The following is a 22,704-nucleotide window of genomic DNA, read 5'->3' on the forward strand; positions in this document are numbered from 1 at the left end:
TGGGTCCCCACGCCTCTGGAGGAGCCTTGCATGGCCGCCCACGGACTGCCCGCCTGGCCCTGGACCGGTGCCGCCCCGGAGGAGCTGCCGCCGCCGGAAGCCCTGCTGCTCGACGCCCTGCGCGGCTGGGCCCGGGCTCGGCGGCTGGGCCACCCCGCCGCGCATGCCATCGCCCTGCCGCTCGCCACCGCCGATCTGGCCGAGGCCGCGCCGGCGCTTGATCAGGCGCTGCGCCTCTGCACCAGCCCCGGGGAACTCGGCTGCCCGCTCTGCCCCCGGCTGGTCGGCGCGGAGCCGGCCCTGCTCCTGGCCTTCGCCCTGGCCCAGCGCGGCCCGCGCCGGGAGGCGCTGGCCGCCTTCCTGCGCCTCGTTCCGCCGCCGAGCGCCTATGCCGCCCTGGGACATGCACTGGCGGTCATGATCGCCTTCCGGCGCGCCGGGCTGTGGCTGGAGAATCCGGTGCGCCGCCCGGCCTCCGCGACCCGCCCGTTCTGAGGCCCTCCGCGGGCCTGCCCCGGTTGGCGGGCCGCATGTGACGCGACCGTAATTCGTGATGGAAACAGATTAAGGCCCGGGCGGATCGAACCGTCATCCGCGGCCGCCCATCCTTCCGCAACAGACGCCGCCCCCGCGGCCTGGCCGGAGGATCCCGATGACCACCCCTCGCTTGCGCAACACCCTAGCCGCCGCCCTGCTCGCCGCGACCGCCCTCGGCGGCGGAGTCCTGGGAAGCACGCTGGCCGCCCCCAGCCCGGCCTATGCCGCTCCGCTCGCCGCGGTCGCGGCCCAGCCCCAGGGCTTCGCGGATCTGGTGGACCGGGTCGCCCCCGCCGTGGTGAAGATCGCCGTGGCCGGAACGGCGCCAAGCGAGCAGGCCCAGGCCATCCCGCCGGGCTTTCTGCCGCCGGGCGCCAAGCTGCGTGGCGCCGAGCCGCGTCGCGTGATGGGCGAGGGCTCGGGCTTCATCATCGACCCCTCGGGCCTCGTGGTGACGAACTTCCATGTCGCCGGCCATGCCGATTCCATCCGCGTCACCCTGGCTGACGGCACCACCCTGCCCGCCCGCGTGATCGGTAGCGACGAGCGCACCGACCTCGCCCTGCTGCAGGTCGCGACGGACAAGCCGCTGCCCGCCGTGTCTTTCGCCGATGGGGCGGAGCCGCGCGTGGGCGACTGGGTGCTGGCGGTGGGCAACCCCTTCGGCCTCGGCCCCAGCGTGACGGCGGGCATCATCTCCGCCCGCGGCCGCGATCTGAACGCCGGCCCCTATGACAGCTTCCTGCAGACGGATGCCCCCATCAACCCGGGCAATTCCGGCGGGCCGCTGTTCGACACCCAGGGGCGCGTGGTGGGCGTGAACACCGCCATCCTCTCCCCCTCCGGCGCCAATGCCGGCATCGGCTTCGCCGTGCCCGCCGATCTGGCCTCCCGCGTCGTCACCGCGCTGAAGGCCGATGGCCGCGTCGCCCGCGGCTGGCTGGGCGTGGAGACCGCCCCCTTCGCCGAGGGCAAGCGCGAGGGCGCCATGGTCGCGGCCGTGCAGGACAACGGCCCCGCCGCCAAGGCCGGCCTGCGCCCGGGCGACGTCATCACCGCCGTGGACGGACAGGCGGTGAAGGACCCCCGCGCCCTGGCCCGCCTCGTGGCCGATCAACATCCGGGTGCGGAGGTCGCCCTGACCATCGCCCGGGGTCCCGCCTCCACCACCCTCCGCGCGACGCTCAAGGACCAGCCGCCCCTGCACGCGCAGAGCTGAGGAAGCGCAGCACAGGGCGCTGATCCCAAGGAGGCAGCGCCCGTGGCCCGGGGGCAAGGCTCTGCCTCGCCCCCGTACCCCCACTCCGCCAGGACCCTGCGGGCCCTGGACCCGAGAGGCGCTGCCGCGGGACAGCCTGCGAGGGGGTCACGGCGCCGAGGAGCATGGCTCCTCGGCGGGTACGGCCGCAGCATTCGCTGACGCCTTTGATGTTTCTTTCAGCGTCCCGCCTGTCCGCGCTTTCCCCGGGATCAGCCCGCAGGCTGACGCCTACCGGAAGCACCAGACTCCCAGCGGGGTCCGGGGCCCGCTTGTGGCCCCGGCAGGGGAGGGTCCGTGGAGGGGACGGCGTCCCCTCCCGGTCCGACGCCGGAACACGACAGCGCCACGGGTCAGGTCATCCCGCCGTTCTTGCGGCGGCGGGTCCCGGGCCGGGTCAGGCTGCGCGGCGGGTGGCGATGCCCCAGCCGGCGAGAAGCTTCTCCAGCGTCGTCTGGGCCTCGGGCAGCAGCGGCCAGGCGGCGGGCGGGCGGGCGGGGCCGACATCCTCGCCCATCAGGTTCAGCGCCGCCTTGACCACCGAGACGTTGGCGCCGCCGTTCTCCTGGGCGCGCAGCACCTCGAAGGGGCCGATGGCGTGGATCTGCTCGGCGGCGCTGTCGAAGTCGCGCGCGTTCAGGGCGTTCAGGATGGCGACGGAGCGTTCCGGCAGCACGTTGATCAGGCCGGAGGTGAAGCCGCGGGCGCCCACGGCCTGCATCGGCGGGGCCCAGGGCTCGGCCAGGCCGCAGACCCAGTTGATGGGCATGCCGCGGGTGCGGCGGACCGCCTCGGCCAGCAGCAGCACGTTGGGGGTGGCCCATTTCACGCCGGCGATGCCGGGCAGGCTGGCCAGCTCCACGATGCGGTCGATGCCCATGGCGTCGTTGCGCAGGTAGAGGATGACGGGCAGCTCGCCCGCCTCGGCGACGCGCTGGAGGTAGGCCTTCACGCCGCGCGGCGCGTTGAACGGGTCGGGGGGCTGGTGGACCATCAGCGCGTCGGCGCCGGCCTTCCGCGCGACCCGCGCGAGCTGCTCCGCCTCGCCGACCGAGCGGCCGACGCCGGCGATGATGGTGGCGCGGCCGGCGACGAGGGCAGGGACCTCCGCCTGCATCCGCTCGGCTTCCGCGAAGGAGAGGCTGTAGAACTCGCTGGTGTTGCCGTTCACCGTCAGCCCGTGGACGCCCGCCTTGGCCGCGCGGGCGACGATCGGCTCCAGCGCGGCCGGGTTGGGCTTGCCGTCGCGGTCGAAGGGGGTCACGAGGATCCCCGAGATGCCGCGCAGCGAGGCGGCGAGCCTGGTCCGGTCCTGGGTCATGCGTTCCTCCGGTGGGGCGGGGCGGCAGGCTCGGCCGGTCCCGCGAAGGCCTGTTGCAGCGAGCGCAGGCCATGCGCGCGCATCCGCGCCTCGGCGAGCGCCGAGTCGCCCCGGCGCAGCGCCGCCAGCAGGGCGGCGTGCTCGCGCAGGGCCCGGCGCATCTCGCTGTCCGTGGTCAGGATGCGGCGGCGGCCGACGCTCTCGTAGCCGCGCAGCCCGCGCAGGGTCTGGGTGAGGAAGGCGTTGTCGGCCACCGCATGCAGCATGGCGTGGAACTGGCCGTTCGCCTCGGCCACCGCCTCCGCGTCGCCGGACCGGGTGGCGTCGCGCATGGCCACCAGCTGGGCGCGCAGCGCGGCGATCTCCGCGGGCGTGACGCGGCGCGCGGCGAAGCCGGCGGCCACCGCCTCCAGCGCCACACGGATGCGGCCCATCTGCTCGATCTGGACGGGGCCGAAATCGGCGACCAGCGTGCCGCGGCGGGGCTGGGTGACGACCATCCCCTCCGTTTCCAGCCGGCGCAGCGCATCGCGCACCGGGGCGGCGGAGACGCCGAGCGAGGCGGCGAGCTGCCGTTCCGACACGCGCGAATGCGGCGCCAGCGCCCCCGCGACGATGGCGTCGCGCAGGCGGAGGTAGACCCGGTCGGCCAGGGAGGCCGTATCTTCCAGGGTCAGCGGGGTAAAGGGCAGGGCGTCTGGCACTGCAACCTGAAATATCAGTTTGATGGCGTCCTGGGAAGAGGGCATCGCACCTCTCTTCCTGCCATGCGCGAACGTCCCGGCCGCTGCCGCGTTGACCGGCGGCGGGTTGCCCGCCGCCAGGAAGGGTGGCGACCGGCCCGTGACGGCACGTGGCGCGGCGGGACCTCCGCCACCCGCCTGCCGGGACCGCACCCGAACCTGCTGCCCAAACCTTCTGGGGGACCGACGCCGATGCAGCAACCCTGGCCGGATCGGCTCTGGATCATCCGCCATGGCGAGAGCGCCGGGAACGTGGCGCGTGACGCCGCCCAGGCCGCCGGCATCGGCCGGATCGACATCGCCGAGCGGGACGTGGACGTGCCGCTGAGCGCGCTGGGCGTGGAGCAGTCCGCCGCGCTCGGCCGTTGGTTCGCGGCCATGCCGGAGGCGGAGCGGCCGGATGTGGTGCTGACCTCGCCCTACCAGCGGGCCCGGCATACCGCCGAGCTGATGCAGGCGGCGGGCGGCATGCCCGTCGCCCCGGGGGACTTCGTCGTGGACGAGCGGCTGCGGGAGAAGGAGTTCGGCATCCTCGACCGGCTGACCCGCCACGGCATCACGGAGCTGCATCCGGACCAGGCGGAGTTCCGCCGCATCCTGGGCAAGTTCTATCACCGGCCGCCGGGGGGCGAGAGCTGGTGCGACGTGATCCTGCGCCTGCGCAGCGCGCTGGACACGATCAGCCTGCACCATGGCGGGCGCCGCGTGGTGATCGTCGGCCACCAGGTGGTGGTGCTCTGCCTGCGCTACCTGCTGGAGAACATGACCGAGGAGCGGATCCTGGCCGTGGACCGGGAGGCGGACGTGGCAAACTGCTCCGTCACCGAGTACCGCTTCGATCCGGCCCTGGGGAAGGGCGGCGGGCTGGCGCTGCACCGCTACAACTTCGTCGCGCCGCTGGAGCGCGCCGGCGCCCCGGTGACGGACGAGCCCGACGCGCCGGTGGCCACGCGATGAGCGCGCCATCCCGGCTGGACGAGGCGCTGCTGCGCGGCCTGCCGCTGCCCGCCCACCGCGACGGCGACGACAAGGATGCGCGCGGCAGCGTGCTGGTGGTGGGCGGCAGCCTGGAGGTGCCGGGCGCGGTGCTCCTGGCGGGGGAGGCGGCGCTGCGGGCCGGGGCGGGCCGGCTGCAGGTGGCGGTGCCGCGCAGCCTGGCGCCGCCGCTGGGCCTGGCCTTGCCGGAGGCGCTGGCGATGGGGCTGCCGGAGAGCCCCGAGGGTGGCATCGCGCCGACCGCGGCCGGGCCTCTGCGCGAGCGGGCCGGGCGCGTGGACGCGCTGCTGGTCGGGCCCGGCATGGCGGGCGAGGCGGCGACCGCGGCGCTGGTCGGCACCCTGCTGGCCGCCCTGCCCGAGGGGGAGGGGCCGGCCATCCTGCTCGATGCCTGTGCCCTGACACGGTTGCCGGAGGGGCGGGAGGCGCTGCGCCGCCATGCCGGCCGGATCGTGGTCACGCCGCATGCCGGGGAGATGGCGTCGCTGCTGGGGACGGGGCGGGAGGCGGTGCTGGCGGACCCGCTCGGCGCCGCCCGCCGCGCGGCCGCCCAGCTGCAGGCGGTGGTGGCCATGAAGGGCGGCCGCACCTTCGTCGTCACGCCGCAGGGCGAGGCCTGGATCTGCGAGCACGGCTGCGTCGGCCTGGGGACCTCCGGGTCGGGGGACACGCTGGCCGGCATCGTCGCCGGCCTGCTGGCGCGCGGCGCGGCTCCGGCGGTGGCGACGCTCTGGGGGGTCTGGCTGCATGCCGAGGCGGGGCAGCGCCTCTCCCGCCGCCATGGCCCGGTCGGCTTCCTGGCGCGGGAGATCCCGGGGGAGGTGCCGGCCATCATGGCCGGACTCGCCAAGACGCCCGGGGACGGAGCGGGCCGGGGGGTTGCATAAATCTTCGCGGACAATCCCTACGGTTGCATAGGGAGGGGAAGCGCCGTTTCATTCCCGTGGCGGCCGTCCTGCGGCCGCACGAGAGAGGAACGATCCGTGAGCCGCTTCTACCTCTACCTGCCCTGGGACGACGACCAGGGGCTGATCAACGGCGCCGTCGCCTTCGCGGAGCGGATCGACCACCTCGGCGGCTACGACGAGGTGGACATCCTCACGCCGAACACCCTGGCCGGTGCGAAGGTCGGCGACGACGACGAGCTCTACGTCAGCGGCGAGTGCAACGCGAACGTCGACGTCATCGGGAGCAAGGACGGGCGCAGGCTGACGGCGAGGGAGCTGGCGGCGCAGTTCGACGGGCGCCTCGCCAAGACCCATCGATCGATCCACGTCTGGGCCTGCTATTCCGGCCATGGGATGGAGGGCGTCGTCTCCCCCTTGGGCCGGATCGGGCTGGCCCACGAGTTCTGGAAGGAGATGCATGCCGCCGGCTTCAAGCAGCTCGCCGTCTTCGGCTACCGCTTCGCCGTGCTGGATCCTCTCGACCGCAGCCAGGCGGACCTGCTGACGGCCAGGATCCTGCCCGGCTTCCGCAGCTTGAGCGAGACGCCGACGAAGATCGAGTTCCTGCCCGGCAACGCGAACAACTGGATGACGGGCATCGCCGCCGACGGGTCGATCGTCCCGCCGGCGCCGCTGCCCAGGCCCAACAACCTCACGCCGCTGCCCTGACCGTCCCGTGGGGCCTCCCGTCGGGGGAAGCCGCCCGTCAGGACGGCTCGATCTTCGCCTCGCGCACCAGCATCTCCGCCTGCTGCCGGGATTCGGCCAGGAAGCGCGCGAACTCCTCCGGGCTGCTGCCGACCGGCTCGGCGCCGATCTGGGCCAGGCGGTGGCGGATCTCCGGCTCGGCCAGCACCTTCACCACGGCCGCCTGCAGCTTCTCCAGGATCGGTGCCGGCGTGCCGGCAGGGGCGAAGAGGCCCGTCCATTCGTCCAGCGCCGTGCCCGGATAGGATTCGGCCAGGGTCGGCACGTCGGGCAGGAGGGAGGTCCGCTGCGGGCTCGCCACCGCCAGGAAGCGGGCCCGCCCGCCCTGCACCAGCGCCACCAGCGACACCAGGGTCAGCATCCCGGAATCCAGCGTGCCCCCGGCGATGTCGCGCCCCGCATCGCCGCCGCCGCGATAGGGCAGGTTGTTCAGCTCGATGCCCGCGCGCGACTGCAGCAGCGCCGCGGCGAGGTGCGCGGCGGTGGCGTTGCCGGCATTGCCGCAGGAGATCTGGCCCGGCCGCCGCTTCGCCTCGGCCACGAACTCCGCCAGGTTCTGCGCCGGGAAGTCGGCCCGCACGGCGAGCGCCAGGGGCAGGCGCGTCACCTGCATCACCGGGGTGAAGGCGGTGCGGTAGTCGAAGGGCAGGCCGCGCAGCACCAGCGGGTTCACCACCTGCACGATGGTGTCGAGCAGGAAGGTCGCGCCGTCCGGCCTGGCCTGCGCCGCCACGCCCGCGCCGATCGAGCCGCCGGCGCCGGAGCGGTTCTCCACCACCACGGTCTGGCCCAGCACGGCCGAGAGGCGGTCGGACATGGCGCGGGCGGAGCTGTCGGTCGCCCCGCCGGGGGCGAAGGGCACGATCAGCCGGATCGGCCGGTCCGGCCAGGCGCCCTGGGCGCGGGCCAGGCCGGGAGCCAGGGCGGGGGCGGCCAGGGCAGGGGCAGCCAGCAGCCCGGCCAGGGCGCGTCGCCCGATGGGGACACGCGGCGGAAGAGAGGTCATGGACGGTTCCCGATCCGAGTCTTTGCCGGCGAGACTACCAGGGTGCGTCCGGTTCCGCGCGCCCATCCTGCCATGATCCGCGGCCGCGCCCGCCCTGGCCGGTCAGGGCTGCGCCGCGGCCGGCCCGGCCCGGCGCCGGCGCAGCCGCCGCAGCTCCCGCAGGTCCAGCGCGCCGAGCCAGTGGGCCGCGCCGAAATAGGTGCCCATCCCCGCCATGATCAGCAGGGCGAGGCTGGCCAGCCGCCCGCCCGGCAGCCAGCCCGTGCGGAACAGCGCCAGCTCCGCCGCCCAGACCACCGCCGCCATCAGCAGGTTCGCCAGCAGCATCCGCGGCAGCGCCTGGCGCAGGCGGCGGTCGGCGCGCCAGGCGCCGCGCCGGTGCAGCAGCATGGCCAGGACGGCCACGTTGACCCAGGCGGCGATCCCGGTGGCCAGCGCGATGCCGACATGGGCGAGGAACTGCGTCAGCAGCAGGTTCAGCAGCAGGTTCAGCACCACCACGCCGATGCCGATGCGGACCGGCGTGGCCGTGTCGCCGCGCGCGAAGAAGCACGGCGCGAAGGCCTTCACCAGCACGAAGGCCGGCAGGCCGAGGGAATAGGCGGCCAGCGCGTCGGCGGTGGCCCGGGCGGCCTCGGCCCCGAAGGCGCCGCGCTGGAACAGGGCGGTGACGATGGCATCCGCCGCGATCCACTGCGCCACCGCCGCCGGCAGGGTGAGGGCGAGCGAGAACTCCAGCGCCCGGTTCAGCGTGCGATGGGCGGAGAGCGGCTGGCGGGCGCGGAACTGCCGCGCCAGCAGCGGCAGCAGGGCGGTGCCCACCGCGGCGCCGACCACGCCCAGCGGCAACTGTGCCACCCGGTCGGCATAGTAGAGGTAGGAGACGGCGCCGGCCGGCAGCAGCGAGGCGATGATCACGTCCACCGCCAGGTTCAGCTGCGTCACCCCCGCCCCCAGCACGCCCGGCACCATGCGCCGCAGCACCGCCCTTACCCCGGGATCGAGGCGGGGCAGGCGCGGATACAGCGGCATCCCGGCGCGGGCGGCGGCGATCCACACCAGCGCCAGTTGCGCGATGCCGGACAGCATCACGCCCCAGGACTGCGCGTGGCCCGGGGTGGAGACATGCGGCGTCAGGCCGAGCAGCGCGGCCATGGCGAAGACGTTGAACAGCACCGGCGCCGCCGCGGCCGCGCCGAACCGCCCGAGCCCGTTCAGCACGCCCGAGACCAGGGCGGTCAGGCAGATGAAGAGCAGGTAGGGGAAGGTGATCCGCGTCATCTCGACCGCATAGGTCCAGCGCAACGGGTCGTCGCCGAAGCCCGGGGCCAGCACCGCCAGCACCTGGGGCATGAAGACCAGGCCCAGCACTGTCAGGCCGGTGAGCCAGATGGCCATCAGCGAGGCCATGCGCTCCGCCAGTTGCCGGGCGGCGGCCGGGCCGTCGCCGGCCAGAGTGGCGGCGAAGGCGGGGACGAAGGCGGCGTTGAACGCGCCCTCGCCGAACAGGCGGCGGAACAGGTTGGGCAGCTTCAGCGCGACGAAGAAGGCATCCGCCACCGGCCCGGCCCCCATCATCGCGGCGACCAGCATGTCGCGCGCGAAGCCGAGGATGCGGCTGGCCAGGGTCCAGACGCCGACGGTCAGGATGCCTCGGAGCATGGGACGGCAGGTTCCTCGCGGGCCGGGGGAGAGGGGCCGGGAATGCGAGGGCCGGCGCCTGGCCGCTGCGGCCGCGGCGCTGATAGCCCCCCGGCCCGGGAAGCGGAACCCATCCGGCCCGCGGCGGCGGAGGGGCGCCGCGGGGTGTGGCCGCGCCGCGACGGCGGCGGGCCGCCGGCCGCCTGCCCGATCGGCGGGCACGGCGGACCGGGCCGGCCCGGGATTCCCGCTGGTCCGGTGGATTGCACGGTTTTCGTGCAGAATTGTCGCGCCCGGTAACTTGACGTCGCGCGCGGTGCGATATTGTCTCGTTTTCCTTACCACACCGAATCGTGAGCGAGGGCGCATGGCGGCCGGCCTGACCTATTCCGTCTCCAATGACTGGGGCAGCGGCTTCACCGCCAACCTGACCGTGGCCGCCGGCGCGACGGCGCTGAACGGCTGGACCGTCGAGTTCGACGCCGGCTTCACCATCACCAACATCTGGGGCGCGGAGATCGTCAGCCGGGCCGGCACGCACTACGTGCTGCGCAGCCTCGGCTGGAACGCCTCGGTCCCGGCCAACGGCACGGTGACGCTGGGCTTCCAGGCGAGCGCCGGCAGCGGCGGCAACCAGGCAGCGAACCTCACCCTCAACGGCGCCGGGACGGGCGGCGGCCCGCCCGTGGAGCTCCCGGCCGTCAGCGTCGCCGACGTCTCCGTGACGGAGGGCGCGGCGGGCACCAAGGTGATGGAGTTCGCCGTCACCCTCTCCAAGCCGGCGGCGGCGCCCGTGTCGGTCGCCTACGCCACCGCCGACGGCACGGCCCTGGCCGGCAGCGACTACGTCGCGCAGTCGGGCAGCCTGACCTTCGCGGCGGGCGAGACGCGCAAGGTCGTGCAGGTCGCGGTCAAGGGCGACACGGCGGCCGAGGCGGACGAGACCCTCGCGCTGCGCCTCTCCGGCGCCAGCGGCGCCACCCTGGCCCGCGCCACGGCGACCGGCACCATCCTCAACGACGACATCCCCCCTGCCACGCCGCCCGAACTGCGGATCAGCGACGCGACGGTGACGGAGGGCCATTCGGGCACCCGCGACGCCGTCTTCACCATCAGCCTCTCCCACGCCGCCACCGGGCCGGTGACGGTGCGCTACGCCACGGTGGGGCAGACGGCGACGGCGGGCAGCGACTTCACCGCCGCCTCGGCCACGCTGACCTTCGCCGCCGGCGAGACCAGCAAGACCGTCGCCATCAAGGTGCTGGGCGACACGCTGGCCGAGGCGAACGAGAAGTTCATGGTCATGCTCGGCAACGCCACCGGCGCGACGATCGCCGACAACCGCGGCGACGGCACGATCCTGGACGACGATGCCGCCCCGCTCCCCGCGCTCTCGGTGAACGATGTCGCCGTGGCCGAGGGGAATGCCGGCACCACCAACGCCACCTTCACCGTCAGCCTGTCCCAGGCCGCGTCCGCCCCGGTGACGGTGCGCTACGCCACGGCCAACGGCACGGCGACGGCGGGCAGCGACTATGCCGCCGCGTCCGGCACGCTGACCTTCGCCGCCGGCGAGACCAGCAAGACGGTGACGGTGAAGGTGACCGGCGACACGGCGGTGGAGGCCGACGAGGGCTTCACCCTGCTCCTGTCCGGCGCCACCGGCGCCACCATCGCCGACGGCACGGGCGCCGCCACCATCCGCAACGACGACGCCGCGGCGCTGCCGGCGCTGCGCGTGGCGGACGCCTCGGTGGCGGAGGGGAACCCCGCCGTCGCCGGCGACGGCGTGGCGGCCGGCTGGTTCCATACCGCGGGCAACCAGATCGTCGACGCCGCGGGCAAGCCGGTGCAGATCGCGGGCATCAACTGGTTCGGGATGGAATCCGGCACCTTCTCCCCGCACGGGCTGTGGGCCCGCGACTACCGGGAGATGATGGACCAGATGGCGGAGCTGGGCTTCAACACCATCCGCCTGCCCTTCTCCTCCGACCTGCTCCGCGCCACCGCGATCAACGGCATCGAGGCCAATCCGGGGCTGCAGGGCCTGACCGGCCTGCAGATGATGGACAGGATCGTGGAGTATGCCGGCCAGATCGGCCTGCGCATCATCCTGGACCACCACCGCAGCAGCGCCGGCGCCGGCACCTCCGAGAACGGTCTGTGGTACGACGCGCAGCACCCGGAATCGCAGTGGATCGGCGACTGGAAGATGCTGGCCGCGCGCTATGCCGACAATCCCACGGTGATCGGCGCCGACCTGCACAACGAGCCCCACAACGGCAGCTGGGGCGGCGGCGGCGCCAACGACTGGGCGGCGGCGGCGGAACGCGCCGGCAACGCCGTCCTGTCGGTCAACCCGAACTGGCTGATCTTCGTGGAGGGGGTCAGCACCTACCAGGGGCAGAACTACTGGTGGGGCGGCAACCTGATGGGGGTGAAGGACCGGCCGATCGTGCTCGACGTGGCCGACCGGCTGGTCTACTCGGCGCACGACTACCCGAACTCGGTCTACGGACAGAGCTGGTTCTCCGAGCCGGGATTCCCCAACAACCTGCCGGCGAAGTTCGAGCAGATGTGGGGCTACATCTACGAGCAGAACATCGCGCCGGTCTGGCTCGGCGAGTTCGGCAGCAAGCTCGTCGACCCCAAGGACCAGGCCTGGCTGGACAAGATCACCGCCTACCTCTCGGGCGACTTCGACGCCAACGGCACCAACGACCTCGCCGCCGGCAAGACCGGGCTGAACTGGACCTGGTGGTCCTGGAACCCGAATTCCGGCGACACCGGCGGCATCCTGCAGGACGACTGGCGCACGGTGCATGCCGGCAAGCTGGCGGAGCTGGCCCCGATCCAGTTCGACTTCGGCGAGGGCGGCGGCACGGCGGGCGATGCGAACAGCCTGGCCTTCACCGTCACCCTCTCCGCTCCCGCCAGCGGCAGCGTGCTGGTGGACTACCGCACCGTGGCGGGCACGGCCGGCAGCGCGGACTTCACCGGCGTCTCCGGGACCCTGGCCTTCGCCGCGGGGGAGACGAGCAAGACGATCCTGGTGCCGGTCACCGCCGATCTGGCGCAGGAGGCGAACGAGACCCTGTCGCTGCTGCTCTCCAACCCCCGCGGCGCGACGCTGGCGGACGCCACGGGGATCGGCACCATCCTGAACGACGACCTCGCCATCGCTGCGACCGCCCGCGTGGCCAGCACCGACCTGCTGTAGGCCGCGGCGCACCGCGTCGCCTGCGCGCGTGGCGTGCCGCCGCGCGCAGGCGCATGACCCGTCGCCCCCGCCTCGGCCATCCCCGCCGGCGGCGCGAACCGGCCGCCAGCTTGGCTCCCTGCCCGATCCCGGGGAGGGGGCCTGGCCGCACCGCCCGGCAGGGGCACGTCCCCGCCCGGATCAGCCCAGCATCATCAGGTTGGCATTGCCGCCGGCAGCCGCCGTGTTGGTGCTGACGGAGCGCTCCTGCACCAGCAGCTCGAGCGGCGCGGGGCCGCCCCGGCGGTAGCGATGGAGGGGGATGACGGCCTCCGTGCGCCTTGTGGCCGCCGCGGCGGCCGCCAGCACGGCCGCGTCGTCGCCGCTGACCAGGACCGCTTGCGCCGCGCCGCTCGCCGCCGGGACGATCCAGCCGGCGAGGCCGTCGGGCAGGTCCCCGGGCAGCTCCCCGGGCACGCCCGCCTCCAGGCCCGCGCGGTTGCCGGTCGCCAGCGCGGCGGAGACCAGGTCGAACCGCTCCGCCGCATCCCCGGCCAGGCACAGCACCGTCCCGCGCGGTTCCCTCCCATAGCGGTTGTGCTCGCCCACGGGGCCCGGCAGGTCCAGGGCGATGCCGAGCGGCGTGGCGGCGATCATCGCCTCCGCCCGTGCGGCCGCCTCCACCTCTCCCCGGCGGGCGAGCCAGGCGGCCCAGAGCCGCGCGGCCTCCGGCGCCCGTCCGGCGGGCAGGGGAGAGGCAGCGGGCGCCTCGGCCAGCAGGCGGCGCAGGGTGAGCGGGCCGCCGGCCTTCGGCCCCGTGCCGGACAGGCCATGCCCGCCGAAGGGCTGCACCCCGACCACGGCGCCGATCATGTTGCGGTTGACGTAGATGTTGCCAGCCCGGGCGCGGGCGGTGGCACGCTCGATGGTCTCGTCCAGGCGGGAGTGCACGCCGAAGGTCAGGCCGTAGCCGGTGGCGTTCACCGCCTCGATCACCGCCTCCAGCCGGTCGCGGCGGAAGCGCAGCACGTGCAGCACCGGGCCGAACACCTCCTGCGTCAGATCCGCGACCGCGCCGATCTCGATGATCGTCGGCGGCACGAAGGTGCCGCGCGCGCATTCCGCCGGCAGCGCCGCCTGGTGCAGGCTGTGCCCCGCCTCCCGCATCCGGGCGACATGGGCCAGCAGGCCGTCGCGGGCCTCGGCGCTGATGACGGGGCCGATATCGGTGGCGAGGCGGTCCGGGTTGCCGACCGACAGCTCGGCCAGGGCGCCGCGCAGCATGGCCAGGATGCGGTCCGCCACGTCCTCCTGCAGGCACAGCACGCGCAGCGCGGAGCAGCGCTGCCCGGCGCTGTCGAAGGCGGAGAGCAGCACGTCGCCCACCACCTGCTCGGCCAGCGCCGAGGAATCGACGATCATGGCGTTCTGCCCGCCCGTCTCGGCAACCAGCGGCACCGGCGCGCCATCCGGGTTCAGCCGCCGCGCCAGCTCCGCCGCGATCCGCTTCGCGACCGCGGTGGAGCCGGTGAACATCACGCCGCGCGTGCGGGGATCGGCGACCAGCGCGGCGCCGACCCGGCCGTCACCGGGCAGGAGCTGCAGCACGGCCGGCGGGATGCCCGCCGCGTGCAGGATGGCCACGGCCTGGGCGGCGATCAGCGGCGTCTCCTCCGCCGGCTTGGCCAGCACGGGGTTGCCGGCCGCTAGCGCCGCGGTGACCTGGCCGGCGAAGATCGCCAGCGGGAAGTTCCACGGGCTGATGCAGGTCACGGGGCCGAGCGGACGGTGCGGCTGGCCCTCCAGCTCGCGCTCCGCCCGGGCGGCGTAGTAGCGGAGGAAGTCCACCGCCTCCCGCACCTCCGCCACGGCATTGGCCAGGGACTTGCCGGCCTCGCGGATCAGCAGGCCGAGCAGGGGGGCGCGCTCCGCCTCCAGCATGTCCGCGGCGCGCCGCAGGCAGGCGGCGCGCCCGGCGGCGGGAGTCGCGGCCCAGCCGGGGGCGGCGGCCAGGGCATCGGCCAGGGCACGGTCGATCTGGGCCGGCCCGGCCTCGGTCACCTCGCCCACCCGGTCGCCGTGGTCGGCGGGGTTCAGCACCGCGCGCGCCGCGCCGTCCGGCGTGGCGGTGGCGAGCCGGGGCGCGGCGCGCCAGTCCCGCGCGGCGCTGTCGCGCAGCGCATCGGCGAGCGCAGCGAGCCGGTCCTCGTCGCTGGGGTCGAAGCCGGCGGAATTGCGGCGCTCCGCCCCGAACAGGTCGCGCGGCCGGGCGATGCGCGGGTGCGGCGTGCCCGGCTCCGCCTCCCGCGCCACCACCTCAGCCGGCGGCGTCACCAGCTCGTCCACGGCGATGGCGGAGTCCTGGATGCGATGCACGAAGGAGGAGTTGGCGCCGTTCTCCAGCAGGCGGCGGACGAGGTAGGCGAGCAGCGTCTCATGCGTGCCGACCGGGGCGTAGATGCGGCAGGGGCGGTCCAGGCGCTCCGGGCCCACCACCTCCTCGTAGAGCGGCTCGCCCATGCCATGCAGGCATTGGAACTCCCAGTCGCCCGGGCGGAACTCCTCCCCGGCCAGGGCATGGAGGCTGGCCAGGGTCTGGGCGTTGTGGGTGGCGAATTGCGGGAAGACGTGCTCCCGCGCCGCCAGCAGCTTGCGCGCGCAGGCGAGGTAGGAGACGTCCGTATGCGCCTTGCGCGTGAAGACGGGGAAGTCCTCCAGCCCGTCCATCTGGGCCCGCTTGATCTCGCTGTCCCAGTAGGCGCCCTTGACCAGGCGGACCATCAGCCGGTGCCCGGAGCGCCGGGCGAGGTCGATCAGGACGTCCAACACGAACGGCGCGCGCTTCTGGTAGGCCTGCACCACGAAGCCGAGGCCATCCCAGCCGGCGAGCGCCGGATCGTGGCAGAGCGCCTCCAGCAGATCCAACGACAGCTCCAGCCGGTCCGCCTCCTCGGCATCGATGTTCAGCCCGATGTCGTAGCGCTTCGCCAGGGCGGCGAGTGCGGCGAGGCGCGGCAGCAGCTCCGCCATCACCCGCCCGCGCTGGGCGCGGAGATAGCGCGGGTGCAGCGCGGACAGCTTCACGGAGATGCCCGGCCCCTCGTACACGCCCCGCCCGCCCGCGGCCTGGCCGATGGCATGGATCGCCGTCTCGTAGTCGCGGTGGTAGCGCGCGGCGTCCTCCGCCGTCGTCGCCGCCTCGCCCAGCATGTCGTAGGAATAGCGGAAGCCCTTCGCCTCCATCAGGCGGCTGCGCGCCAGGGCCTCGGCGATCGTCTGGCCGGTCACGAACTGCTCGCCCATCATCCGCATGGCGAGATCCACGCCACGGCGGATCACCGGCTCGCCGCCCCGCGCGATCAGCCGCGTCAGTGCGCCGGACAGGCCGGACTCGCTGGCGCTGGAGGCCAGCCGGCCGGTGACGACCAGCCCCCAGGTCGCCGCGTTGACGAAGATCGACGGCGAATGGCCGAGATGCGCGCGCCAGTCGCCGTTGCCGATCTTGTCGCGGATCAGCGCGTCGCGCGTGGCGGTGTCGGGGATGCGCAGCAGCGCCTCGGCCAGGCACATCAGCGCCACGCCCTCCTGCGAGGAGAGCGAGAACTCCTGCACCAACCCCTCGACCATGCCGCGCGCACCCTTGTCGCGCAGCGCCCCGACCAGGCGACGCGCGAGGGCCTCGGCGCGGGCGGCCAGCGCGGGCGGCAGGGTGGCGTCGGGCAGCAGCCGGGCGACGCATTCGGCCTCCGGCGCGCGATAGGCGGCGGTGACGGCGGCGCGCAGGGGGGTGGCCTCCGGCGCTCCCTCCAGGAAGCGGGAGAAGGGGGCGGTGGCAGGAGGTGGGGCGGGCGGCATGGCGGGATGGACCGGGGGCGGTGACATCGCAGGGATAGCATCGGGCACGGCGAATATTGTTCGGATTTTCTGCATCCGGGCGGAATCCAGCGGGAGACATGGCTTTGTCCTGCTGCGAAAGTTCGGCGCATGGACCAGATCGACCGACGCCTGCTGCGGCTGCTGCAGCAGGATGGGCGCATGCCCAACGTGGAGTTGGCGCGGCGGGCCAGCCTGAGCCCGCCGGCGACGCACGAGCGCATCCGGCGCCTGCGGGAGGAGGGGGTGATCGAGGGCTACACCGTGCGCCTCGACCCCGCGAAGCTGGACCGCGCCCTGCTGATCTTCGTCGAGATCACGCTGGACCACACCAGCGCCGGCATCTTCGACCAGTTCGCCGCAGCGGTGCGGCGCACGCCGGAGATCATGGAATGCCACATGGTGGCGGGCGGCTTCGACTACCTCGTCAAGGTGCGGGTGCGCGACATGGCGGCCTTCCGCACCTTCCTCGGCACCACCCTTCTGGGCCTGCCGGGCATCCGGCAGACCCACACCTACACGGTCATGGAGGAGGTGAAGAACACCGCCGACATCATCGTCTGACCCCGCGCGACCGCCACGGCGTGGCCCTGCCCCGCAGGCCGGCCTTATACCGACAGTGGGATGGAGTTGACCCGTCATGCTGTCGTGTTCGGGCGGCGGACCGGGAGGGGACGCCGTCCCCTCCCAGACCCTCCCCTGCCGGGGCCACAAGCGGGCCCCGGTCCCCGCTGGGAGTCTGGCTCTACGCGGTGGGCGTCAGCCTGCGGGCTCAACCCTGACGGAACGCGGACAGATGGGACTCCGAAGAAGCAATTAGGGGCGTCCGCGAGCGCGGACCCTGTACCCGCCGAGGAGCATGGCTCCTCGGCGCCTCGACCCCGTGTCCGGCTGTCCCGCGGCAGCGCTGATCGGGTCCAGGGCCCGCAGGGTCCTGGCGGAGTGGGGGTACGGGGGCGAGGCAGCGCCTTGCCCCCGGGCCACGGGCGCACCCCGCGCCGGCATGGATCAGGGCATCCCGCCGTCCGTATCAGCCCTCGCGGCGATATGCCCCCAGCCCGGGCTTGTAGCTCTTCTCGTCCAGGAACTGGCGGATGCCCTGTTCGCGGCCGCGCTCGGGGTCCTGGAAGCGGCCCTGCTCCTGCTTCGCCATCAGGTAGTCGTCGGCCAGGTCCCAGTCCATGCCGCCGATGTTCTTGAAGGCGATCTTGGCCTGCTTCAGCACCGTGGGGTTCTTGGCCGCCAGATCCAGCGCCAGCGCCCGGGTATGGGCCCGCAGCTCCGCGCGGGGCACCGCCTCGTTCACCAGGCCCATGCGCGCGGCCTTGCTGCCGTCGAAGGTCTTGCCGGTCATGATGTAGTAGAGCGCGTCGCGGCTGTTCATCACCGTCTGCACCGCCTTGGTGACGTTGCCGGCGGGGATGATGCCCCAGTTGATCTCGCTCAGCCCGAAGGTCGCCTCCTCCGCCGCGATGGCCAGGTCGCAGGCGACCAGCGGGGTGAAGGCGCCGCCGAAGCACCAGCCGTTCACCATGGCGATGGTCGGCTTCGGATAGAGCCGCAGCTTGCGCCACTGCCAGGTGCCGGCCGCGCGGTAGGTGCGATAGCGGACGGAGGTCGGCTTGCCGTCCGTCTCGCGGAAGTACTCCTTCAGGTCCATGCCGGCGGAGAAGGAATCGCCCGCGCCGGTGATGACCACCACCTTGCACGCCTCGTCATCCTCCAGCGTCTCCAGCACCTCCAGCATCATGCTGTTCAGGGCCGGGCTCATGGCATTGCGCTTGTGCGGCCGGTTGAGCGTGACCCAGGCGATGCCTTCGTCCCGTTCCACGAGGACGGGCGGCTCCTCCGGTTGGGTCTGTGCCAGGGACATCGGAACCTCCTCGATGCTTGATTATCAGGTAGCCTTATATCGTGCCGGCGCGGGATGGGCGAGGGGCTTATTGCGGCCGCGCGGCGGCGCCGCTAGACCCGGCGCGTCCCCGGAACGGCGGGACGGCCCCGGCGGAACCCATGTCGCGCACGACCCGGACCCTCTACCTGCTGCGCCAGGCGCAGCTTGCGAGCCATGCCTGCCTGGAGCGGGCGCTCGGCGAGCTGGGCCTGACGCCGACGCAGTACACCGTGCTGAGCCTGTCGGACCGGCCCGCGCCCGGCCTCTCCTCCGCCGAGCTGGCACGGCGCGCCGGGGTGACGGCGCAGGCGATGGGCGAGGTCATCACCGCGCTGGAGCAGAAGCGCCTGATCGAGCGCCGCGAGGCGCCGGAGAACCGGCGCATCCTGCGCATCGCCCTGACCCGCGGCGGGCGCAGCCTGCTGGCGCGCTGCGACGCGGCGGTGACGGAGGCGGAGACGCGCTTCCTGTCCGTGCTGGCGAAGCCGGAGCTGGAGGCGTTGCGCGCGGCGCTGATCCGCCTGCGCGCCGCGCGGGAGGCCGGGCCGGCCGGCTGACGCACCGTCAGCGCGGGCGGATGCCCATCAGCCCGGCCAGCAGGTCGCGCTGCATCTGGGAGGAGCCGGCGGCGACCGTCGCGCTGCGCGCATCGCGATAGTGGCGCTGCATGTCGAACTCCATGTTGAAGCCGTAGCCGCCCATCACCTGCATGCCGAGATTGGCGACCCGGGCATAGGCTTCCGAGGAGGCCAGCTTGGCCATGGTGATCTCCCGCAGCGCGTCGCGGCCTTCCGCCACCATCCAGGCCGCGCGCCAGGTCAGCAGCCGCGCCGCCTCGATCTCCGTCTGCATGTTCGCGAGCTCATGGGCCAGCGCCTGGAAGGTGCCGATCGGGCGGCCGAACTGGACCCGCTCCTTCGCATAGGACAGGGCGAGGTCGAAGCAGGCCTGCGCTGCGCCGCAATTCCCGGCCGCCGAGACCGCGCGCTCGATCTGCAGGCCGGAGAGCAGGCAGTCCCAGCCCTGGTGCAGCCCGCCGACCAGCCGGTCCTGCGGGACGCGCACGGAATCGAGGAAGACCTCGTAGGTGCCGGTGGAGCGGCGGCCCAGCATGTCCAGCTTGCGCAGCCGCACGCCGGGCGCGTCGTGGTCCACCAGGAACAGCGACAGGCCCTTGCGGTGGTCGCCGGGCTGGGTACGGACATAGAGGTTCAGCACGCCGCCCGGCGCCGCGGCCCCGGTGGTCCAGAGCTTCTGCCCCTCGATCACCCAGGCGTCGCCCTCCTGTCGCGCCGTCGTCCGCATCGCGCCGACATCGGAGCCCGCATCGGGCTCCGAGATGCCGATAGCGAAGCGCGTCTCGCCGGAGATGACGCGCGGCAGCCAGCGCGCCTTCTGCTCGGGCGAGCCCTTGCGGGCGACGTTCAGCCCGCAGAAGACGCTGCCGGCATAGGCCATGAAGAGGTCGGCGCTGGCGCGGGAGATCTCCTCCGCCACGATGGTCAGGTCCACCGCGCTGCCGCCCAGCCCTCCTTCCGACTCGGCGAAGGGCAGGGCCAGCAGCCCGGCCTCCGCCCAGCGGTGGTAGAGCGCGTCCGGGTACTCGCGCTCCCGGTCCAGCCGGCGCACCTCCTCGGGCGGGGCGTGACGTTCCATCAGGCGCCGCACGCTGTCGCGCAGCAGGACCTGCTCCTCGGTGAAGCCGAACTCCACGGTCAGATCACCTTCTGCTCGCGCAGCGCCGCGATGTCCTCCGGCGCGATGCCGAAGGAGGCGAGCAGCGCGTCGGTGTGCTCGCCCAGCTCCGGCGGCAGCAGCGGGTCCTGCTCGCGCTGCCCGTCGAGGCGGATGGCGCGGTGCATCATCGTCAGCCGGCCGCGGCGCGGATGCTCGACCTCGTGGAACAGGCCGAGATGCCGCACCTCCGGGTCTTCCATGACCTCGGGGATGCCGTGCACCGGGGCGGCGGGCACGTCGTGGCCGATGAGGATGTCGAGCCACTCCGCGCGGGGCCGCGCCGCGAAGACGGGGCGCAGCGTCTCCACCAGCGCGGAGAAGTGGCGGATGCGGCCGTTGCGGTCGGCGAAGCGCGGGTCCTGTCCGATCTCCGGCCGCTCCACCGCGGCGAGCAGCGCGTGCCAGAACTTCTCGGTGGAGGAGAGGTGGATGCCGATCACCGCGCCGTCCGCGCAGCGGAAGGCGAAGGACAGGGAGAAGGCGGCGCGCGTCTCGCTGTCCATCGCCAGGCCCGACTGGGTCAGGGCGGTGAAGCTGTCGGGCATGTGGTAGATGCTGGAATCCAGCATCGTCACCTCCACCCGCGCCCCTTCCCCGGTCCGCTCGCGCTGCAGCAGCGCGCCGAGGATGCCGGCGGCGGCCTGCATGCCGGTGATCTGGTCCGTCAGGGTCGGGCCGCGCAGGCGTGGATTGTCCGGGTCGAGCAGCGTGCCGAGCATGCCGGAGACGGACTGGCCCACGGCGTCGTAGGCCGGGCGGTCGCGGTACGGCCCGTCGGCCGAGAAGCCGGTGATGGAGCAGTAGACCAGCCGCGGATTCTCCTGCCGCAGCGTGTCGTAGTCGAAGCCCAGCCGGCGCAGCACGCCGGGGCGGTAGTTCTCCAGCACGACGTCGGCCTGCCGCGCCAGGGTGCGCAGCAGCGCCTGGCCGCGCGGGTCGGACAGGTCCAGCGTCAGGCTGCGCTTGTTGCGGTTGAAGGCGGTGAAGTTGTGCGTGTAGCCGGCGAAGCGCCCGTCCTGGCCGGCGCTGCCGAAGCGGCGGAAGGGGTCGCCCTCGCCGGGGCGCTCGATCTTGATCACCTCGGCCCCGAGATCGGCCAGGGCCAGCCCCGCATAGGGTGCCGCGATGAACTGCCCCAGCTCCAGCACGCGGATGCCGTGCAGCGGATCGGCCTTGCGGGGCGCGTCCTGCGGCCTCGGATCGGTCATCCCGGCGTTCCTCCTGGTTCGCCGCTGGATATCAGGCAGCCTGTCATCCGGTCAACGCGAGACGACGCTTGAAGGATATATCAGGGACCCTTATCATTTCTCCGCGCCGCCGGCATCGGCAGCGAGAAGCGACGGGTCGCCCATCGATGGCGACCCGCGAAGGGACAGGGACATGTTCAAGGCATGGCGATGACGACCTATCCCCTGTCGCGCCGGCGCGTGCTCGGCGTCGCGGCGCTCGCCGCCCTGGCCCGGCCGGCGCTGGTGCAGCCGGCCCTGGCGCAATCCTGGCCCAGCCGGCCGATCCGCTACATCGTCACCTTCCCGCCCGGCGGCAGCGGCGATGCGCTGGCGCGCGTGCTGGCGCCGGTCGTGGGCGAGCGGCTGGGCCAGCCGATCGTCGTGGAGAACCGCCCCGGCGCCGGCGGCAACATCGGCATGGATGCCGTCGCCAAGGCGGCGCCGGACGGCTACACGCTGGGGCAGGGGCCGGCCGGCGCGCTGACCGTCAACCCCAGCCTCTACCCCGCCCTGCCCTTCGACCCGCTGCGCGACTTCGCCCCGGTCACCATGCTGGGCGGCACGCCCTTCCTGCTCGCGGTGCGGGCCCGCTCCGAGCTGCATGGCCTGGGCGATCTGCTCACCGCGGCGCGCGCGCGGCCGGACCGGCTGACCGTGGCGCATGGCGGCGTGGGCAGCGCCATGCACCTGACCGCCGAGCTGCTGAACCAGGCCGGGCAGATCCGCCTGATCACCGTGCCCTATCGCGGCGTGGGCCCCTCCCTCACCGCGCTGCTCTCCGGCGACACCGACCTGGCGGTGCTCGACCCGCCCGCGGCCCTGCCGCTGATTGCCGACGGGCAGATCCGCGCCCTCGCGGTCAGCTCGCCACAGCGCATGCCCCAGCTTCCGGACGTGCCCACCGTGGCCGAAGCCGGGCTGGGCGGCTTCGAATCCCTGGGCTGGCTCGGCCTGGTCGCGCCCGCCGCCACGCCCGCGCCGATCCTGGCGCGGCTGCACGAGGTCTTCACCGGCGCGCTGCGCGACCCGGCCGTGCTGGAGCGCCTGAACACCATCGGCGTCACGGCACAACCCACCACCTCCGCGGAGTTCGCGGCCATCATCCGCAGCGAGACGGAGAAGTGGGGCAAGGTCGTGCGCGCCGCCGGCATCCGGGTGGAGTGATCCGCACGGCGTGATGCATTGACGTCTGGTAGTTGGCACCCGTTCCCCGGGGGCAAGGCTCTGCCTCGCCCCCGTACCCCCACTCCGCCAGGACCCTGCGGGCCCTGGACTCGGTGGGCGCTGCCGCGGGACAGCCTGACACGGGGTCGAGGCGCCGAGGAGCTTGGCTCCTCGGCGGGTACGGCCGCAGCACTCGGGGACACCTTCTGAAGCTTTATCCAGAGTCCTGCCTGTCCGCGCTCCGTCAGGGTTCAGCCCGGAGGCTGACGCCCACCCGAAGTACCAGACTCCCAGCGGGGTCCGGGGCCCGCTTGTGGCCCCGGCAGGGGAGGGTCTGGGAGGGGACGGCGTCCCCTCCCGGTCCCACGCCCGAACATCACGGCACCACGGGCCACGTCATCCCGCCACCCGTGTGAGCGCCAGGCTGGCCGGCCAGGCCACGACGCGGCCT

17 protein-coding genes are annotated in these 22,704 nt (G+C 73.6%); 9 read left to right on the plus strand and 8 right to left on the minus strand.

Going from position 1 to position 22,704, the window contains the following annotated elements; translation table 11 throughout:
- Positions 1-30 precede the first annotated feature (30 nt).
- Positions 31-495 carry a hypothetical protein gene (locus tag LPC08_RS02115; RefSeq protein ID WP_230451084.1) on the plus strand — a complete coding sequence of 155 codons (465 nt, stop codon included), beginning with the start codon at positions 31-33 and terminating at the stop codon, positions 493-495.
- A 157-nt stretch (positions 496-652) separates the two neighbouring features.
- Complete coding sequence (locus tag LPC08_RS02120) at positions 653-1,756, plus strand: trypsin-like peptidase domain-containing protein (protein ID WP_230451085.1); 1,104 nt, start codon at positions 653-655, stop codon at positions 1,754-1,756.
- Between the two features lie 436 nt (positions 1,757-2,192).
- Here the strand turns inward: LPC08_RS02120 and LPC08_RS02125 are convergent, their stop codons facing one another.
- Together LPC08_RS02125 and LPC08_RS02130 are read right to left on the minus strand one after the other, a co-directional pair.
- Positions 2,193-3,116, minus strand: a complete 924-nt coding sequence (locus LPC08_RS02125; RefSeq protein ID WP_230451086.1) for a dihydrodipicolinate synthase family protein — start codon at positions 3,114-3,116, stop codon at positions 2,193-2,195.
- A complete protein-coding gene (locus LPC08_RS02130; protein WP_230451087.1) occupies positions 3,113-3,820 on the minus strand; it encodes a GntR family transcriptional regulator in 708 nt (235 codons plus the stop codon). Before LPC08_RS02130 ends, LPC08_RS02125 begins: the two co-directional genes overlap by 4 nt.
- 231 nt (positions 3,821-4,051) lie before the next feature.
- On the opposite strand from LPC08_RS02130, the gene LPC08_RS02135 reads away from it, so the two are divergent.
- The 3 genes from LPC08_RS02135 to LPC08_RS02145 all read left to right on the plus strand — a co-directional run bounded on the left by LPC08_RS02135 (position 4,052) and on the right by LPC08_RS02145 (position 6,471).
- On the plus strand, positions 4,052-4,816 hold the full coding sequence (locus LPC08_RS02135) for a histidine phosphatase family protein (protein ID WP_230451088.1): 765 nt from the start codon (positions 4,052-4,054) through the stop codon (positions 4,814-4,816).
- The gene (locus LPC08_RS02140; protein ID WP_230451089.1) at positions 4,813-5,742 is read left to right on the plus strand and encodes an NAD(P)H-hydrate dehydratase; all 930 of its coding nucleotides are present in this window, start codon (positions 4,813-4,815) and stop codon (positions 5,740-5,742) included. The genes LPC08_RS02135 and LPC08_RS02140 overlap by 4 nt, the downstream gene beginning before the upstream one ends.
- Before the next feature lie 96 nt (positions 5,743-5,838).
- Positions 5,839-6,471 carry a hypothetical protein gene (locus LPC08_RS02145; protein WP_230451090.1) on the plus strand — a complete coding sequence of 211 codons (633 nt, stop codon included), beginning with the start codon at positions 5,839-5,841 and terminating at the stop codon, positions 6,469-6,471.
- A 37-nt stretch (positions 6,472-6,508) separates the two neighbouring features.
- Here LPC08_RS02145 and LPC08_RS02150 read toward each other — a convergent pair whose 3' ends face one another.
- Both LPC08_RS02150 and murJ read right to left on the minus strand, forming a co-directional pair.
- Positions 6,509-7,516: a Bug family tripartite tricarboxylate transporter substrate binding protein gene (locus tag LPC08_RS02150; protein WP_230451091.1), complete on the minus strand. Its 1,008-nt coding sequence runs from the start codon at positions 7,514-7,516 to the stop codon at positions 6,509-6,511.
- 102 nt (positions 7,517-7,618) lie between these two features.
- Positions 7,619-9,178: a murein biosynthesis integral membrane protein MurJ gene (murJ, locus tag LPC08_RS02155; RefSeq protein ID WP_230451092.1), complete on the minus strand. Its 1,560-nt coding sequence runs from the start codon at positions 9,176-9,178 to the stop codon at positions 7,619-7,621.
- Positions 9,179-9,524: 346 nt separating this feature from the next.
- Here murJ and LPC08_RS02160 point away from each other — a divergent pair, with 346 nt between their 5' ends.
- Positions 9,525-12,377 (plus strand): Calx-beta domain-containing protein, encoded by a 2,853-nt coding sequence (locus tag LPC08_RS02160; RefSeq protein ID WP_230451093.1) that lies wholly within the window; start codon positions 9,525-9,527, stop codon positions 12,375-12,377.
- Positions 12,378-12,557: 180 nt separating this feature from the next.
- Here LPC08_RS02160 and putA read toward each other — a convergent pair whose 3' ends face one another.
- Positions 12,558-16,238 (minus strand): trifunctional transcriptional regulator/proline dehydrogenase/L-glutamate gamma-semialdehyde dehydrogenase, encoded by a 3,681-nt coding sequence (putA, locus tag LPC08_RS02165; RefSeq protein ID WP_230451094.1) that lies wholly within the window; start codon positions 16,236-16,238, stop codon positions 12,558-12,560.
- Positions 16,239-16,340: 102 nt separating this feature from the next.
- Here putA and LPC08_RS02170 point away from each other — a divergent pair, with 102 nt between their 5' ends.
- Positions 16,341-16,793, plus strand: a complete 453-nt coding sequence (locus LPC08_RS02170; protein ID WP_230451095.1) for an Lrp/AsnC ligand binding domain-containing protein — start codon at positions 16,341-16,343, stop codon at positions 16,791-16,793.
- A 466-nt stretch (positions 16,794-17,259) separates the two neighbouring features.
- Here LPC08_RS02170 and LPC08_RS02175 read toward each other — a convergent pair whose 3' ends face one another.
- On the minus strand, positions 17,260-18,102 hold the full coding sequence (locus tag LPC08_RS02175; RefSeq protein WP_230451096.1) for a p-hydroxycinnamoyl CoA hydratase/lyase: 843 nt from the start codon (positions 18,100-18,102) through the stop codon (positions 17,260-17,262).
- Between the two features lie 140 nt (positions 18,103-18,242).
- Between LPC08_RS02175 and LPC08_RS02180 the strand changes: the two genes are divergently transcribed.
- Positions 18,243-18,680, plus strand: coding sequence for a MarR family winged helix-turn-helix transcriptional regulator (locus LPC08_RS02180; RefSeq protein ID WP_230451097.1), 438 nt, complete (start codon positions 18,243-18,245; stop codon positions 18,678-18,680).
- A gap of 7 nt (positions 18,681-18,687) precedes the next feature.
- Here the strand turns inward: LPC08_RS02180 and LPC08_RS02185 are convergent, their stop codons facing one another.
- Together LPC08_RS02185 and LPC08_RS02190 are read right to left on the minus strand one after the other, a co-directional pair.
- A complete protein-coding gene (locus LPC08_RS02185; RefSeq protein ID WP_230451098.1) occupies positions 18,688-19,836 on the minus strand; it encodes an acyl-CoA dehydrogenase family protein in 1,149 nt (382 codons plus the stop codon).
- A 2-nt stretch (positions 19,837-19,838) separates the two neighbouring features.
- Positions 19,839-21,068 (minus strand): CaiB/BaiF CoA transferase family protein, encoded by a 1,230-nt coding sequence (locus LPC08_RS02190; protein ID WP_230451099.1) that lies wholly within the window; start codon positions 21,066-21,068, stop codon positions 19,839-19,841.
- 189 nt (positions 21,069-21,257) lie between these two features.
- Between LPC08_RS02190 and LPC08_RS02195 the strand changes: the two genes are divergently transcribed.
- On the plus strand, positions 21,258-22,253 hold the full coding sequence (locus LPC08_RS02195) for a Bug family tripartite tricarboxylate transporter substrate binding protein (RefSeq protein WP_230451100.1): 996 nt from the start codon (positions 21,258-21,260) through the stop codon (positions 22,251-22,253).
- Positions 22,254-22,704: the final 451 nt, after the last annotated feature.

The sequence above is a fragment of the Roseomonas sp. OT10 genome (assembly GCF_020991085.1).
In the GTDB taxonomy this organism is placed as follows: Bacteria; Pseudomonadota; Alphaproteobacteria; order Acetobacterales; family Acetobacteraceae; genus Roseomonas; species Roseomonas cutis.